The organism is Cupriavidus gilardii, from assembly GCF_013347325.1.
Taxonomy (GTDB): Bacteria; Pseudomonadota; Gammaproteobacteria; order Burkholderiales; family Burkholderiaceae; genus Cupriavidus; species Cupriavidus gilardii.
This window is the reverse complement of record NZ_CP054624.1, coordinates 2195491-2210841: the sequence shown is the minus strand read 5'-3', so window position 1 is coordinate 2210841 and position 15351 is coordinate 2195491. Positions and strand designations below refer to the sequence as shown.

The following is a 15351-nucleotide window of genomic DNA, read 5'->3' as shown; positions in this document are numbered from 1 at the left end:
CCTTCATGCGCACCCTCCCATTTCCCGACCAGCGCGATTTCGATGTGGCCTGCCTTGGCCGGCTGGCGGTCGACCTCTATGCGCAGCAGATCGGCTGCACCCTCGAGGCGGCCAGCACCTTCGCCAAATACCTGGGCGGTTCGTCGGCCAATATCGCCTTCGGCACGGCGCGGCTCGGTTTGCGCTCGGCGATGATTTCGCGCGTCGGCAACGAGCAGAACGGACGCTTCCTGCTCGAGACACTGCGCCGCGAAGGCTGCGACGTCAGCCAGGTGCAGATCGACGACGCGCGGCTGACCGGCATGGTACTCCTGGGCATCAAGGACCAGGACACCTTCCCGCTGCTGTTCGCGCGTGAAAACTGCGCAGACATGGCGCTGGACGCGGAGGCCATCGATGCGGGCTTCCTGGCGCGCTGCCGCAGCCTCGTCATCACCGGCACGCATCTGAGCACGCCCGGCGTGCTGGCTGCCTCGCGGCGCGCGCTCGAGATCGCCGGGCGCCATGGCGTGGTGCGCGTGCTGGACATCGACTACCGGCCGGTGCTGTGGGGCCTGACTGGCAAGGGCGACGGCGAGACGCGCTACATCGGCAATGCGCAGGTCAGCCGCCATCTGCAGGCACAACTCGGCGCCTTCGAACTGATCATCGGCACCGAGGAGGAATGGCTGATCGCTGGCGGCGCCGAGGGCGACCTGATGGCCAGTCTGCGCCAGGTGCGCGCCTGCACGCATGCCACGCTGGTGATCAAGCGCGGACCGCTCGGCTGCTCGATCGTCACCGGCGAGATTCCGCCGACGCTGGACGATGCGCTGACGGTGCTGGGCGAGCGCGTCGAGGTGCTCAACGTGCTGGGCGCAGGCGATGCCTTCGCTTCGGGCCTGCTCGCCGGGCTGCTGCGTGGCAAGGACTGGCGCGAATCCGCGGCCATCGCCAATGCGTGCGGCGCCATCGTGGTGTCGCGGCACGGCTGTGCGCCGGCCATGCCCACGCCCGCCGAACTGGCGCACTGGTTCTCCGGCCATCGTCATCCGCGGCCCGACCGCGATCCGACGCTGGCCCATCTGCATCGCGTCTCGGCGCCGCGCCAGCCCTGGCCGCAGCTGTACGTGCTGGCTTACGACCATCGCTCGCAATTCGAGGAGCTGGCGCGCGAGGCGGGTGCCGACGTGGCGGACATCCCTCGGCTCAAGCGGCTGATCAACGACGTGGTGGCCGAGGTCGAAGGCGATCCGGGCTGCGGCGCAAGATCGGCGTGCTGATCGACGGCCGGCTGGGCGAGTCCGCGTTGCATCAGGCCACCGGACGAGGCTGGTGGGTCGGCCGCCCGATCGAGTTGCCGGGCTCGCGGCCGCTGCGCTTCGATGGCACGCGCTCGCTCGCCTCCGAACTGGCGCACTGGCCGCGCGAGCAGGTCGTCAAGTGCCTGGTGTTCTATCACCCGGACGATCCCGCCGCGCTGCGCGCCGAGCAGGACGACTACCTGCAGACCGTGTGGGAAGCGACCCGCCACAGCGGCCACGAGCTGCTGCTCGAGGTCATTCCGCCCAAGGACACTCTCGCGCCGAACGACCGGGGCGAAGCCGTGGTCCGCGCGATCCGCCACTTCTACGACATCGGTCTGAAGCCGGAATGGTGGAAGGTCGGCGCGATGTCGGCCGCGCAATGGCAGGCGCTGGACCAGCTGGTGCAGGAGCGCGACCCCTGGTGCCGCGGTGCGGTGATTCTCGGCCTGAACCAGCCGCTCGAGCAGTTGCTCGAGGGCTTCGCGCAAGCCAGCTCGCCGCTGGTCAAGGGCTTCATGATCGGCCGCTCGGTATGGGCCGAGGCGAGCCTCGCGTGGCTGCGCCGCGAACTCGACGACGATGCCTTCCGGGCGCGCGTGGCCGGGAACTTCCGCCGGCTGATCGCCGGCTGGCGCAGCACACGGCCCGGCCAGGCGGCGGACAGCGCCGCACGGGAGGCAGCATGAGCACGAGGCCGATGCGGAACACCGGCAGCCTGCTGGTCAAGGCCCAACCGGGCCGCAACATCGTGGACATCACGCCGCAGTCGGCTGGCTGGCGCTATATCGGCTTTCGCGCGATCCGGCTCGGGGCCGGCGAGGCCGAGGCGTTTCCCACCGGTGCGCGCGAGCTGTGCATCACGGTGCTGTCCGGGCAGGTCGACGTGATGGTCGGCACGCAGCGGTTCAGCGCGCTGGGCAGCCGCCGGTCGGTCTTCGAGGCGCAGTCGCCGTATGCCGTCTATGTGCCGCCGGGCGGCGACGTGCAGGTCATCGCGCGCGACGCGGCCGAGGTGGCGTTCAGCACCGCGCCGGCCCAGGGCCGCCTGCCGTGCCGCGTGATCGAGCCCGCGCAGATGCGGCGCAGCGTGCGCGGCCAGGGCGCCAATACCCGCCATGTCTGCGACATCCTGCCCGAGAGCGAGGCCGCCGAATCGCTGCTGGTGGTCGAGGTGATCACGCCCGCGGGCCATTCGTCCAGCTATCCGCCGCACAAGCACGACAGCGTCGACGCGAGCGACCCGCTGGCCGAGACCGCGCTGGAGGAGGTCTATTACCACCAGCTCGATCCCTCGCAAGGCTTCGCCTTCCAGCGCGTCTATACCGGCGACCGCAGTCTGGACGAGGCGATGGCGGTCGAGCACCGCGATGCGGTGCTGGTGCCGCGCGGCTATCACCCCTGCACGGCGCCATACGGCTACGACCTCTATTACCTGAACACGATGGCCGGCCCCGAACGGCGCTGGGCCTTCCGCAACGACCCGGCGCACGCGTGGCTGATGGCGCCACGCTGAAACGCTGTGCCGACGCTTCGCCAACGCTGAACCCGCTCGATCGCCGCCGCCGCGCGGCACCCGCTTCGCCATACGACAAGGGAACACCGCAGTTCCCGCCAAGACAGGAGACATTGCCATGAAGACCCGCATCCCTCGCGGCATTGCCCGCGCGTTCGCCGCACTGGCCACGACACTGTCCGCGACGCTGACCTGCGCTGCCCCCGCAGGCGCGCAGACCTTCCCCAGCCAGCCGGTCAAATGGATCGTGCCCTATGCACCGGGCGGCACCACCGACGTGATCGCACGCAATCTGGCGCTGCGCATGGGCCAGGACCTCGGCCAGCCCGTGGTGGTCGAGAATCGCCCCGGCGCGGCCAGCATCATCGGCGCTACCGCCATCGCGCGATCGGCGCCCGACGGTTATACGGTCGGCACGGCGGACTCGGGCACGCTGGCCTTCAACCCGGCGATGTATTCGAGCCTGACCTACGACGCCGGCAAGGACTTCACCTTCATCGGCGGACTGGGCCGGATGCCGCTGGTGCTGGCTGTGCATCCCTCCTTTCCGGCGAAAGACATGAAAGAGTTCGTCGCGCTGGTGCGCAAGTCGCCGGGGCGCATTTCCTCGGCGTCCTCGGGCCCGGGCTCGCCGTTGCATGTCGCGCTGGAACTGTTCAAGCAACGCACGCGTACCGACATTCTGCACGTGCCCTACAAGGGCTCGTCGCCGGCACTGCAGGACCTGATGGCCGGCCAGGTGCAGACCATGTTCGTCGATCTGCCGCCGAGCCTGTCGATGATCCGCAGCGGCAAGCTGCGCGTGCTCGCCGTGGCCACGCCGCAGCGCCTGCCGATCCTGCCCGACGTGCCGACCATGGCGGAATCGGGCCTGCCGGAACTGGCCGGCTTCGAGGCCTATGCCTGGCAGGGCTTCGTCGGTCCGGCCAAGCTGCCGCAGCCGGTCGTCGCGCGGCTCAATCAGGAGCTGGTCGCCGCGCTGCGCCATCCCGGCACGCGCGCCAAGCTCGAGGAACTCGGCATCCAGCCGATGCCGATGTCGGCGGCGGAATTCGGCGACTTCACGCGCAGCGAGCAGAAGCTGTGGTCCGGCGTGATCAAGGCCGCCGGCATCCGGCTCGATTGAGCGCGGCCTGCGCCGGCTCTTCTTCATTTCGTCGCCCCGTCTTTACCGTACCCGGGAATCTTCATCATGAATGCACCGTTTCATCAACGCCGCGCCGTGCTGCGCGCGCTCGCTGCCGTGTCCGCCACCGCGGCCTGCCCCGCGCTGGCCCAGGGCGGCACCTACCCGTCGCGTCCGATCGAGCTGATCGTGCCGTTCGCCGCCGGCGGTGGCACCGATGTGCTGGCGCGCGCCTTCGCCGAGGCCGCGCGCAAGCACCTGCCACAGAACCTGGTGATCCTGAACAAGTCCGGCGCCAGCGGCGCGGTGGGCTGGGCCGATCTGGTCAGTGCCAAGCCCGACGGCTATCGGCTGGCGGTGATCACGGTCGAGCTGACGATGATCCCGCATCTGGGCCTGGCCAAATTCACCGCCGATGACATGACGCCGGTGGCCCGCCTGAACGCCGACCCGGCCACCATCGCGGTGCGCGCCGACTCGCCCTTCACGACCATCGAGGCGTTCCTCGCCGCCGCGCGCAAGCAGCCCGATTCGATGCGCGTGGGCAACGCCGGCCCGGGCTCGCTCGGTCATCTGTCCGCCGCCGCGCTGGAGGACAAGGCCGGCGTGCGCTTGAACCATGTGCCGTTCCGCGGCGCCAATCCGGCGGTGCTGGATCTGCTTGGCGGACATATCGAAGCGGTGGCGGTGACGCCGGTCGAAGTCGCGACCTATGTGGCCGCCGGCAAGATCCGCCCGCTGGCGGTGATGTCGGAGCAGCGCATCAAGGCGGGCTGGGAGAACGTGCCGACGCTGAGGGAGCGCAACGTCGATCTGGTCATCCACGGCTGGCGCGGCATCGCCGCGCCCAAGGGCACGCCGCCGGAAGTGGTGGCGCGCCTGGGCAGCGCCATCGCCAAGACCATGCAGGACCCGGCGCTGCGCGAAACGATGGCCAAACAGAACATGGGCGAAGGCTATCTGGACGAAGCCGCCTTCAAGCGCGTGATCGCGCGCGACAACGCCACCTTCAAAGCGCTGATCGAAAAACTGGGGATCAAGACCTGATTGGAAAGATCGGGGCCGGCCTACGCAGAAACAGGTACGGTCGGCTTCGGCGTTCCGGTGGTGGTACGCAGAAACGGGTACGCGGGTATGGCAGCGGCGCAATTGTCCAGCCTGGGACCGTCATTCGAAATCCATGGGTCGTGCCGGTGAACTGCTGCGCCCCTCCAATACAGCGAAGTCATCGTTACTCAGTTCTACTGCCCGACCGATCTGTGCCACGGCGTCGCCCAAGCGGATGTGCTCCGTCGGCACGACGGCGCAGTGCAATTCATCATCCGGCAGATCTGGTTTCTTCAAGATCGTCATTCTTCTCCCTCCAGATCGATTTCCAAGGCGCAAATTGTCGCCATGGGAAAGCTTGCGAGCGCCTAGGTCAAGAGCGGGAATCATTGACGTATGAAAGTGACGAGGTTTATGGCGAGAAGATGAATTTCCTGGTTGCCGTATGACCTGTCGCTGAAGGGCATCGCTGTGGTGCCCACCGCGGATGGATTGAGTTGCGGGCGAAGCGGACTACCGAAGGCGAAGGCCTTCCCCTTCGCCCCAGCAAGACCGTCAGGCCCGGCCCGGCATCGCCGCTAGATACCGGCGCGGATCGAAACGCGTGGTGGCCAGCATCACCAGCACGACCGCGGCGAGGTGGTACCACCAGGCGGCGGCGAAGCTGCCGGTGGCGTCGTGCAGCACCGCCGCCAGCCATGGGGCGCAGCCGGCCAGCAGGAAGCCGCCGCCCTGCATCAGCGCGCCGAGCGCGGCGGCGTCTTCGGGACGGGGCAGGTGGTCCAGCGCGACCACGAGGTAGAGGGAGAAGCAGCCGCCCAGGCCGGCGCCGCCGATGATGGCCCATGCGAGCGGCGCGAGATCGGGCCATCCGGCCAGGCCGGCGAAGCCGATTGCCTGCATGGCCAGCGCGAGCGCCAGCCATGTGCGGCGATCCGGGCTGCGGGCCGCCAGTGTCGGCAGCGCCAGCGCGGCAGCGGCCTGCGCCACCGACATCACCGCGATCAGGCCGCCCGAGGCCGGGCCGCTCCAGCCGCGCTCCTGGTAGTAGGCGGCGAGCCACGCAATCAGCGAGGCATAGCCGCCGTTCATCACGCCGAACGAGGCCATCAGCAGCCAGGTGCGCGGGCGATTGAGCAGCCGCAGCACCGGAATGGCGGTGGGGCGGCTGGTGTTGGCCCTGGCTCTGGCATCAACGGTGGCGTTTGCGTTGGCCCTGGCATCGGCGACGTCGCCGGCAGCAGTCGCTGGCTCGACGGCCGCATCGCCCGGCAGCGTCCGCCACGCCAGCAGCCATCCGGCCCATGCCGGCAGCGCCCACGCCGCCAGCCCCGCATGCCAGCTGCCGCTCAGCCCGGCGATCCACGGCGTCAGCTGCGCGCCGAGCGCGCCGCCCGCCATCAGCGCGGCCGAATAGAGGCCCATCACCATCGCCATCCGCGCCGGAAACTGGCGCTTGACGATCGCGGGCAGCGCCGCCTGCGCGGCCGCCGTCCCGAGGCCGCACAGCGCGGCCGTGGCGATCAGCGCCGTGCCGCCGGGCCAGGCGAGGCGCAACAGTGAACCGATGCCGACCAGCGCCAGCGCGAGCAGCACCGCGCGCCGCTCACCCAGCCATCGGCGCATCGCCGGGGCGAGGCAGGCGCCGACGCCGATCAGTACCATCGGCAGCAGCGTCAGCCACGCCATGCCGCGGTAGTCCAGCCCGGTGCTGTTGCGGATGACCGGAGCCAGCGGCCCGATGCCGGTCAGGAAGGGGCGCAGGTTCAGGCCGGCCAGCACGATCGCGGTCAGCGCCCAGCCCGGCGCGCCGATGCCGCGCCGGCCGGTGGAGACTTCAACTGCCATGGATCTCAACGGCCATAGACCGCATCCGCGCCGATACCCACATCGAGCCGGATCAGCGGCAGGGGCGGCGGGTCGAGCGTCAGCCGCAGCGCCTGGTAGGTGGCCTCGCTGGACAGGCCGTAGGGCGCGGCGTCGTTGTTGTCGAAGGCGTAGTAGACCTCCTGCACGCCGCTGATCACCAGCGCGGCCAGGCACATCGGGCACGGATGGCCGCTGGCATAGATCGCGCAGCAGCGCAGGTCCGGACTTTGCAGCCGCCGGCTGGCAGCGCGGATCGCCTCCATCTCGGCATGGCTGGTCGGATCGTGGCTGTGGACGATGCCGTTGACGCCGGTGGCGATCAGCTGACCGTCGCGCGCCAGCACGGCGCCGAAGGGCCGGCCGCCGCGCGCGCGATTGGCCTGCGCCAGATGCACGGCCTCGCGCAGCAGGGATTCGTGGTTGGACATGGGATGCCTCGCGGAAAAAGAGCCTGCGGGTAGAGGAGCAGACTGTACGCGCGTGCTTGGCAATTGGGAAATTAAATGATGGAATGCGCGGCAGTGCGAAACCCAATACCTGCCGACATCCGGTCGGACGACCTTCCTTGAACGGCATCCTCGATCCCCAGCTGCTGCGCAGCTTCGTCGCCGTGGCCGACAGCGGCAGCTTTACCCGCGCGGCCGAGCGCGTCCATCTGACCCAGTCGACCGTCAGCCAGCAGTTGCGCCGGCTCGAGGAGCAGTGCGGCTGCGTGCTGCTCGACCGTGGCGGCCGCTATGTCACGCCGACCCCTGAGGGCGAGCGTCTGCTCGGCTATGCGCGGCGGATCCTGCAGCTGTCGGGCGAGGCTGTCGCGGTGATCCGCGACAGCGCGGTGCAGGGCGAGATCCGGCTCGGCGTGCCGGAAGACTTCGCGGCGCAGACGCTGACGCCGGTGCTGGCCGATTTCGCCGACGCCTGGCCCGGCGTGCGGCTCGAGGTCACCAGCGGCCTGAGCCACGAACTGTGGCAGGGCTTTCAGGAGGGGGATTTCGATCTGGCGCTGATCAAGCAGCGCGAGGGCAGCGCCGCGGGGCTGGCGAGCTGGCCCGAGCCGCTGTGCTGGATCGACAGCCGCCGGCGTCCCGCCATCGGCCGCGATCCGGTGCCGCTGGCCGTCTTTCCCGGCGGCGCGCTGTATCGCGGCGAGATGACGCATGCGCTGGAGGCGAGCGGCCGGCGCTGGCGCATCGGTTTCGTCAGCGCCAGCCTCGCGAGCCTGAGCTCGGCGGTGGCGGACGGCCTTGGCATCAGCCTGTTGCCGCGCCGCGTGGTCACGCGCGCGCATCGGGTGCTGGACGAGCCGGCGCTGATCGGCGCGGTGCCGCCGGTCGAGCTGAGCCTGCATGTCAGGCCGGAGCCGTCGGCGCCTGCGCGCGACATGGCGGCGCGCCTGCAGGCGATGTGCGATGCCGTGATGCGGCGGGATCAGCGGCAGCGGGGCTAGTGCGCCCCGGTAGCAGCCATCAGCGGTCCGGGCGGATCGGGCCGAACTCCACCGGCACCCAGGTATAGCCGTTGCCGTCGGCCCGCACATGGCCGATGCCGGGGAAGGGCAGGTGCATGCCCGCGACCCACAGCTTGTTGCGCGCGGCATCGTTGAACAGCCGCTTGCGCGTGCGCACCGCGGCGCGGCTGTCCACGTCGAACTCGATCGCCACGTCCGGCCGGCGGAACTGCACCGCATGGCTGTGCACGAGGTCGCCCCACACCAGCAGGCTGTGCGCCTTGCCGTCCTTCTCCGAGCGCAGCAGGTAGCCGGTATGGCCGGGGGTGTGGCCATACGCGGCCACCGCGGCGATGCCCGGCACCAGTTCGTCGCCGGCCTTGAAGGTACGGAAGCGCCCGCCCGCCTGATAGGGGGCGACCGAATCGCGCGCCAGCTTGAAGAACGGCTGGGCCTCGGCCGGCGCCTTGTCGGCGATCTCCTGCGACAACCAGTAGTCGGCGTCCATCTGCGATGCATGGACCGTCGCTGTCGGGAACGCCGGCTTGCCGTCGACCGTGAGGCCGCAGGCATGGTCGCCGTGCAGATGGGTCAGCAGCACCGTGTCGACCTGCATCGGGTCGTAGCCGGCCGCGCGAACGTTGTCGACGATCTTGCCCAGCGCGGGGCCGAAGCAGGCGCCCGCGCCGGTGTCGATCAGCACCAGATTCTTGCCGGTGTGGATCAGGAACCCGTTGACCGCGGTCTGCACGCCGGGGGTCGACTCGACGAACATGCGCGCCAGCAGGGTTTGCACCTCGCGGGCGCTGGTGTTGCGCAGCAGCTTGGGGTCCAGATCGATATAGCCGTCGTACAGCGCGGTGATCTCGAACTCCCCGAGCATCATCCGGTAGTAGCCGGGCACCTGGCTCTGCTGCTGCGCGGGCACGCCTTGCGCGTGGGCCGGCGCGCCGGCCAGCGCAGCGCACGACAGTGCAGCGGCAAGGGCGACGACCAGCCGGAAATCGCGCTGGCGCTAATGTATCACTCGTCACATTTCTCCGCAGACGGTCACTCCGCGGGCGGCAGCCGGTATGGCACGCTGCCGTGCTCGTTGGTCGCCTCGACCAGCCGGATCAGATACAGCAGGAACCGTTCACGGTCGGCCGGCGGCAGATGGTCGACGGTGCGGTCGTGCGCGCGCTGAACCGCAGCCTCCATCTTCCTGACCAGTGTCTTGCCCTTGCGGGTCAGCTTGACCAGCTTGACGCGCCGGTCGGTCTCGCTTTGCCGCCGCTGCAGCAGTCCGCGCGCCTCCAGCCGAGGAATGACTTCGGCCACCGTGGTGCGCTCCAGGCCTATCTCGAGCGCCACGGTGTTCTGGTCCAGTTCGCCGTGCTGCTCGAGCGCGGTCAACAGGCTGTATTGGACCGGCGTGATGCCGAACGCCTCGGTTTCCTCGAGGAACAGCGAGCAGTGGACCTGATGCAGGCGCCGGATCAGGAAGCCGGGGCGTCCGAGCAGCGTGGAGCGGTGCCGGGCGGCATCGATCTCGGTCTTGATGGCAATGGGTCGTTTGGTGGTCGTCATGCGGTGTGGTGGTCCGAAACCGACGGCGCTTCGCCGCCGGCAGATTGGGGCTGGTCAAGCACGAGCCGTTCCAGCGCGACATCGGCCGCCCATTATCGCCGAATACGTGGCATACCCCGTATTGCACAGCAAAGGGGCACGCCCGCCGCGCGCAGCATCCGTCTGCGCCGGTTGGCGGTGCGCCGGCACCAGGGCCGCGCATGCGCATCCTCTCCCAATAGGTGGCATACCCCGCATCCGGGAAAGCGGCCGGAAAACCGCAAAGCCTTGCGCCGCAACGGTTTGCGGCCAAGGCGGGGCGAGCGCCGGCAGGCACTGGCAAAGTTCTTGCGTTTTGCAGCCAGCGTTTTCACCCCATGAGGCCAGCATGACTGCAAGCAATCGCGACATCGTTCTTCGGCAAGGCCGCGTCATCGATCCGGACGCCGGCATCGACGCGGTGTGCGATGTATGGATCCGCAACGGGCGCATCGCCGCGGTCGGCGACAGCTCGCTGGCATTGCCCGCCGAGGCGGCCGTTGCCGACGTCATCGACTGCCGCGGCAAGCTGGTCTTGCCGGGCCTGATCGATACCCACGCCCACGTCTACCAGTACGTGACCGGACGCTTCGGTCTGAACGCGGACATGTGCGGCGTACACTCCGGCGTCACCACGCTGATCGATCAGGGGGGCGCGAGCTGCATGACGCTGCCCGGGTTTCGGCACTACGTCGCCGAGCCGGCAAGCAGCCGCATCCATGCCTTCCTGTCGGCCTATCTGGTCGGCGGCCTCGAAGGCCATTACTACGCCGAGCTGTATCGGCCCGAATGCGTCGATGTCGATGCCACGGTGAAGGCGGCGCTGGCCAATGCCGATCTGGTGCGCGGCATCAAGGCCCATGCCGAACTGGGCGGATTTGCGCGCTGGGGCATCGAGGTGATGCGTGCCTCGGCCGAGATCGGCCGTCAGACCGGGTTGCCTGTCTATGTCCATTTCGGCCAGCTGTGGCCGATGCCAGGCCACCCCGCGCACGAGATCGACCCCGACACGATCCTCGAGCAGGTGGTCGACATGCTCAAGCCTGGCGACGTGCTGGCGCACCCGTTCAGCCGCCATCCCGGCGGCTTCGTCAACCGCGACGGCACCGTGCACCCGCTGGCGCGCGAGGCCGCGGCGCGCGGGCTGAAGATCGATGTCGGTCACGGCTCGCACTTCAGCTACCGGATGGCGCGCACCGTGCTCGAAGCCGGCATCGTGCCCGATACGCTGGGCGCCGACATGCACGGCTACAACACGCACGTGCCGGCGCCTGCAGGGACGCCGGCGGAACATCCGGACCAGGACCACATGTTCCTCGGCCGTGTCCGCTTCAGCCTGGTGTCGGCGATGACCAGCATGCTGGCGCTCGGTCTGCCGCTCGATCACGTGGTACGCATGGCCACCGTCAATGCGGCGCGCATGGCAGGGCTGACCGACGGCGCCGGCACGCTGCGCGTCGGGGCCGAGGCGAACGTCTCGGTGCTGGAGGATCTGCGCGGCCGCTGGGTGCTGGCCGACAACGAGGGCACCCAGGTGGTGGCCGAGCGGATGCTGGAGCCGGCGTTCTGCCTGCGCGCCGGTCGGCGCTTCGACGCCGCCGCACCGATCCTGCCGGTGGCGCAGGTCGCCTAGGAGATCGCGATGACGACCCCGGCAGCGCACGACGACCGCATCGGCAACGGCGGCAACAACGGCGGCAACAACGGCAGCAAGACCAGCGGCATCGGCGCGCGGCTGCGCCGCAAGGAGGACGATCGTTTCCTGCGGGGCCGAGGCGACTATGTCGCCAACCTGCGGATGGTCGGCATGCGCGATGTCGCGTTCGTCCGCAGCCCGCTGGCGCATGCGCGCATCCGTGGCATCGAGAAGCCCGAAGGGCTGGCCGATGCGGTATTTACGCTGGCCGATCTCGACGGCGTGCGGCCCATCGTTGCCGACTCCGGGCTGGCCGGATTCAAGTCGTCGGCGCAGCCGGTGCTCGCCGACGCCAAGGTGCGCCAGGTCGGCGAGATGATTGCAATGTGCGTGGCCCCGACGCGCGCGCAGGCCGAGGACATTGCCGCGCAGGTCTTCGTCGACTTCGACGAACTGCCGGCGGTGGTGGACATGCTGGCCGCACGCGAGCCCGGTGCGCCGCTGGTGCACGAGCACTGGGGCGACAACGTATTTCTTTCGACGGCGGTCGGCACGGACCGCGACAACGAGGCCGCGTTGGCCGCCGTCCGCGCCAGCGCGCCGATCCATGTCGTCCGCACGCTGCGTACCGCGCGCCAGAGCATGGCGCCGATGGAGGGCCGCGGCGTGGTCGCCTGGTGGGACCGGCGCCTGGCCCAACTGGTGGTCGTCACCGCGGCGCAAATGCCGCATATCAACCGCACGGGGCTGGCAGGCTGTCTGGGCCTGGACGAAGGGCAGGTGCGTGTGATTTCGCCCGACGTCGGCGGCGGCTTCGGCTACAAGGGCATCCTGCTGCCGGAGGAAGTCTGCGTCGCGTGGCTGGCGATGCGACTCGGGCGGCCGGTGCGCTGGATCGAGGATCGGCGCGAGCAGCTGACGGCCAACGCGAACTGCCGCGAGCACGCCTATCGCATCGAGGCCTGGGCCGATCGCGATGGCCGCCTGCTGGCGGTCGATTGCGAGGCCACGGTCGATTCGGGCTGCTATTCCTCGTACCCGTTCTCGGCTTGCCTGGAGGCCGCGCAGGTGGGCAGCATCCTGCCCGGGCCTTACATGATGGAGCGCTATCGCTGCCGCACCTGGTCGGTGGCGACCAACAAGCCGCCGATCCTGCCGTATCGCGGCGTGGCGCGTACCGGCGTCTGCTTCGCGATCGAGAGCGTGATGGACGCGATCGCGGTCGAGGCGGGGCTGGAGCCCCATCAGGTCCGGCTGCGCAATCTGGTGCCGCCCGAGCGCATGCCGTACGACAACATCACCGGCAAGCATTTCGACAGCGGCGACTACCCCGAATGCGTGCGGCGCGCCGTGGCGGCCATCGATCTGCCCGGTCTGCGCGCGCGCCAGCAGCGCGGCGAGCCCGACGGGCGCCGCATCGGCGTCGGTTTCGCGGTGTTCTGCGAGCAAGGCGCCCATGGCACTTCGGTCTATCACGGCTGGGGCATTCCGATGGTGCCGGGCCGCGAGCCGGCCGTGGTGCGGCTGACGCCGGATGGCGTGCTGGAGATCCGTGCCGGCGTGCATTCGCACGGGCAAGGCATGGAAACCACGCTGGCGCAGATCGCGCACGAGGTGCTCGGCGTCGACACCGGGCAGGTGCGCGTGCTGCTCGGCGATACCGCGATCACGCCGTATTCGACCGGCACCTGGGGCTCGCGCTCGATCGTGATGGCGGGCGGGGCCGTGGGCCAGGCCTGCAAGCAGTTGCGAAGCCGGCTGCTGCGCATCGGCGCCCATCTGCTTGGCATGCCAGAGCCGGCGGCCAGCTGGCAGGACGGCGCGGTGGTGGCCGGCGGAAGCCGCGCGACGCTGGCCGAGCTCGCCCATGTCTGGTACCGGCAGCCGCAGAAATTGCCGGCCGATGTCGATCCGGCCGGGCTGGAGGTCATGACGACCTATCAGGCGACGCGCGATACCGGCACCTTCAGCTACGCGTGCCATGCGGTAGCGCTCGCCGTCGACACCGAACTCGGCAAGATCGAACTGCTCGACTACGCGATCGTCGAGGACGGCGGCGTGCTGATCAATCCGATGGTGGTCGACGGCCAGGTCTACGGCGGCACTGCGCAGGGCATCGGCACCGCGCTGTACGAGGAGATGCGCTACAGCGAGGACGGCCAGCCGCTGGCCTCGACGCTGGCCGATTACCTGCTGCCCGGTGCGACCGAAGTGCCGGCGATCCGCATCGACCATATGGAAACGCCGGCGCCCTACACCGAATTCGGCCAGAAGGGCATCGGCGAGAGCGGGGCGATCGGCTCGCCCGCCGTGATCGTCAATGCGGTCAACGACGCGTTGCGCCCGCTCGGCGCCGAGCTGCGCGAGCTGCCGGCGAGTCCACGGGCGATCCTCGCGGCGCTGGCCAACGCCCGTGCCGGGGATGCCGGGCATTCCGGCCACGCCAGGCCGATGCCGTCGTCGCCGGCGGAGGTGGTGGCATGAAGCCGGCACCGTTCGACTATCGGCGGCCCGACACCGTCGACGCGGCCATCGCCGCCCTGGCCGGCAGCGGTGGCTTTGCCAAGGCGCTCGGCGGCGGCCAGTCGCTCGGCCCGATGCTGAACCTGCGGCTGGCGCAGCCGGCCGAGCTGATCGACCTGCGCGGCATCGCGGCATTGCGCGAATGCCGCGAAGAGAGCGCGTCGGTCCAGCTCGGCGCCGGCATCACGCATGCGCAGATCGAGGACGGAACGATTCCCGATCCGAGCCGCGGCCTGATGCCCTGGGTGGCGCGCGGCATCGCCTATCGGGCGGTGCGCAACCGCGGCACGCTGGGCGGCAGCCTGGTCCATGCCGATCCGGCGGCCGACTGGATCAACGTGATGGCGCTGCTCGACGCCAGCTGCATCGTGGCGGGCCCGCGCGGCCAACGCGAGATTGCGCAGCGCGACTGGATGGCCGGCGCATTCACCACGGCGCTCGCGGACGACGAAGTGCTGCTCGCGGTCCGGATCGCGCGGCTGGGCCCCGGCGCGCGCTGGAGCTACTACAAGGTCAACCGCAAGCCGGGCGAATTCGCCGAGGCGATCTGCGCCTTCGTCGACGATGCGGCGCAGGGCAGGCGGCGCGCGGTGATCGGCGCCATCGACGGCCCGCCGTTCGTGATCCCCGACGCCGGCGCGCTGATCGACCGCTGGGACGAAACGCTGGCGCACCACCACCTGTGCGTGGCCGGGCTCGAGCCCGGCACATACGAATATCAGCTGCACGCGGTCGCGTTGCGGCGCGCCGCCGCGGCGCTGGCGGTCTTTACCGGAGAAGGCGCATGACGTCCCCGATGCCTGTCGAATTGCATGTCAACGGCGAGCCTGTCAGCGCCGCCGTCGAGCCCCGCACGCACCTGGCCGACTTCCTGCGCGAACACCTGCATCTGACCGGCACCAATCTCGGTTGCGAACAGGGCGTCTGCGGCGCCTGCACGTTGCAGGTCGATGGCGTGCCGACGCGCTCGTGCACCGTGCTGGCGGTCAGCTGCACCGGCGCGCAGGTACGCACGATCGAAGATTTCGATGCCGACCCCGTGATGGCGCAACTGCGCGAAGCCTTCAGCGCCGAACACGCACTGCAATGCGGATATTGCACGCCCGGCATGCTGGCCACCGCGCGCGACATCGTGCTGCGCCTGCCCGACGCCGACGATGCGCGCATCCGTCACGAGCTTGCCGGCAACCTGTGCCGCTGCACCGGCTATGTCGGCCTGGTGCGGGCGATACGCAGCGTGCTGGACGCCCGCGGGCCCGCCGGCGCGGCGAACCCCGCCTGAGGCCAACCCACGCGACCGACGCGACCCAGAAGCCG

13 protein-coding genes and 1 pseudogene are annotated in these 15351 nt (G+C 69.7%); 9 read left to right on the top strand and 5 right to left on the bottom strand.

The window, feature by feature from the left end:
- The first annotated feature begins 5 nt into the window (after positions 1–5).
- From FOB47_RS09965 to FOB47_RS09950, 4 genes and pseudogenes are all read left to right on the top strand, one after another.
- Positions 6–1972 (top strand): annotated as a pseudogene (locus FOB47_RS09965) (bifunctional 5-dehydro-2-deoxygluconokinase/5-dehydro-2-deoxyphosphogluconate aldolase).
- On the top strand, positions 1969–2799 hold the full coding sequence (gene iolB, locus FOB47_RS09960) for a 5-deoxy-glucuronate isomerase (protein WP_244959226.1): 831 nt from the start codon (positions 1969–1971) through the stop codon (positions 2797–2799). The pseudogene FOB47_RS09965 and the gene iolB overlap by 4 nt, the downstream one beginning before the upstream one ends.
- Positions 2800–2917: 118 nt before the next feature.
- A complete protein-coding gene (locus FOB47_RS09955) occupies positions 2918–3925 on the top strand; it encodes a Bug family tripartite tricarboxylate transporter substrate binding protein (RefSeq protein WP_174780768.1) in 1008 nt (335 codons plus the stop codon).
- A 66-nt stretch (positions 3926–3991) separates the two neighbouring features.
- Positions 3992–4972 (top strand): tripartite tricarboxylate transporter substrate binding protein, encoded by a 981-nt coding sequence (locus FOB47_RS09950; protein ID WP_174780767.1) that lies wholly within the window; start codon positions 3992–3994, stop codon positions 4970–4972.
- A gap of 120 nt (positions 4973–5092) precedes the next feature.
- Here FOB47_RS09950 and FOB47_RS09945 read toward each other — a convergent pair whose 3' ends face one another.
- The 3 genes from FOB47_RS09945 to FOB47_RS09935 form a co-directional block, all read right to left on the bottom strand.
- Positions 5093–5278: a hypothetical protein gene (locus tag FOB47_RS09945; RefSeq protein WP_174780766.1), complete on the bottom strand. Its 186-nt coding sequence runs from the start codon at positions 5276–5278 to the stop codon at positions 5093–5095.
- Between the two features lie 249 nt (positions 5279–5527).
- Positions 5528–6820 carry a cyanate transporter gene (locus FOB47_RS09940; protein WP_174780765.1) on the bottom strand — a complete coding sequence of 431 codons (1293 nt, stop codon included), beginning with the start codon at positions 6818–6820 and terminating at the stop codon, positions 5528–5530.
- 5 nt (positions 6821–6825) lie between these two features.
- Positions 6826–7269, bottom strand: coding sequence for a nucleoside deaminase (locus FOB47_RS09935; RefSeq protein WP_174780764.1), 444 nt, complete (start codon positions 7267–7269; stop codon positions 6826–6828).
- Between the two features lie 146 nt (positions 7270–7415).
- On the opposite strand from FOB47_RS09935, the gene FOB47_RS09930 reads away from it, so the two are divergent.
- Complete coding sequence (locus FOB47_RS09930) at positions 7416–8288, top strand: LysR family transcriptional regulator (protein WP_053824512.1); 873 nt, start codon at positions 7416–7418, stop codon at positions 8286–8288.
- 19 nt (positions 8289–8307) lie between these two features.
- Here FOB47_RS09930 and FOB47_RS09925 read toward each other — a convergent pair whose 3' ends face one another.
- Together FOB47_RS09925 and FOB47_RS09920 are read right to left on the bottom strand one after the other, a co-directional pair.
- Positions 8308–9285, bottom strand: coding sequence for an MBL fold metallo-hydrolase (locus FOB47_RS09925; RefSeq protein WP_420839246.1), 978 nt, complete (start codon positions 9283–9285; stop codon positions 8308–8310).
- 53 nt (positions 9286–9338) lie between these two features.
- Positions 9339–9857 (bottom strand): MarR family winged helix-turn-helix transcriptional regulator, encoded by a 519-nt coding sequence (locus tag FOB47_RS09920; RefSeq protein WP_174780763.1) that lies wholly within the window; start codon positions 9855–9857, stop codon positions 9339–9341.
- A 367-nt stretch (positions 9858–10224) separates the two neighbouring features.
- On the opposite strand from FOB47_RS09920, the gene FOB47_RS09915 reads away from it, so the two are divergent.
- Genes FOB47_RS09915 through FOB47_RS09900 form a run of 4 tightly spaced genes read left to right on the top strand, consistent with a single transcriptional unit; the run spans position 10225 to position 15316 of the window.
- Positions 10225–11508 carry an amidohydrolase/deacetylase family metallohydrolase gene (locus tag FOB47_RS09915; protein WP_053823296.1) on the top strand — a complete coding sequence of 428 codons (1284 nt, stop codon included), beginning with the start codon at positions 10225–10227 and terminating at the stop codon, positions 11506–11508.
- Positions 11509–11517: 9 nt separating this feature from the next.
- Entirely contained in the window at positions 11518–13995 is a 2478-nt protein-coding gene (locus tag FOB47_RS09910) for a xanthine dehydrogenase family protein molybdopterin-binding subunit (protein WP_174780762.1), read from the top strand.
- Positions 13992–14822, top strand: coding sequence for an FAD binding domain-containing protein (locus FOB47_RS09905; RefSeq protein ID WP_174780761.1), 831 nt, complete (start codon positions 13992–13994; stop codon positions 14820–14822). The genes FOB47_RS09910 and FOB47_RS09905 overlap by 4 nt, the downstream gene beginning before the upstream one ends.
- Positions 14819–15316: a (2Fe-2S)-binding protein gene (locus tag FOB47_RS09900; RefSeq protein WP_174780760.1), complete on the top strand. Its 498-nt coding sequence runs from the start codon at positions 14819–14821 to the stop codon at positions 15314–15316. The genes FOB47_RS09905 and FOB47_RS09900 overlap by 4 nt, the downstream gene beginning before the upstream one ends.
- Positions 15317–15351: the final 35 nt, after the last annotated feature.

Bases quoted from the DNA above. Each gene is read 5' to 3' on its own strand.
- iolB (WP_244959226.1), top strand. From the start codon at position 1,969: ATGAGCACGAGGCCGATGCGGAACACCGGCAGCCTGCTGGTCAAGGCC.
- FOB47_RS09955 (WP_174780768.1), top strand. From the start codon at position 2,918: ATGAAGACCCGCATCCCTCGCGGCATTGCCCGCGCGTTCGCCGCACTG.
- FOB47_RS09950 (WP_174780767.1), top strand. From the start codon at position 3,992: ATGAATGCACCGTTTCATCAACGCCGCGCCGTGCTGCGCGCGCTCGCT.
- FOB47_RS09945 (WP_174780766.1), bottom strand. From the start codon at position 5,278: ATGACGATCTTGAAGAAACCAGATCTGCCGGATGATGAATTGCACTGC.
- FOB47_RS09940 (WP_174780765.1), bottom strand. From the start codon at position 6,820: ATGGCAGTTGAAGTCTCCACCGGCCGGCGCGGCATCGGCGCGCCGGGC.
- FOB47_RS09935 (WP_174780764.1), bottom strand. From the start codon at position 7,269: ATGTCCAACCACGAATCCCTGCTGCGCGAGGCCGTGCATCTGGCGCAG.
- FOB47_RS09920 (WP_174780763.1), bottom strand. From the start codon at position 9,857: ATGACGACCACCAAACGACCCATTGCCATCAAGACCGAGATCGATGCC.
- FOB47_RS09915 (WP_053823296.1), top strand. From the start codon at position 10,225: ATGACTGCAAGCAATCGCGACATCGTTCTTCGGCAAGGCCGCGTCATC.
- FOB47_RS09910 (WP_174780762.1), top strand. From the start codon at position 11,518: ATGACGACCCCGGCAGCGCACGACGACCGCATCGGCAACGGCGGCAAC.
- FOB47_RS09905 (WP_174780761.1), top strand. From the start codon at position 13,992: ATGAAGCCGGCACCGTTCGACTATCGGCGGCCCGACACCGTCGACGCG.
- FOB47_RS09900 (WP_174780760.1), top strand. From the start codon at position 14,819: ATGACGTCCCCGATGCCTGTCGAATTGCATGTCAACGGCGAGCCTGTC.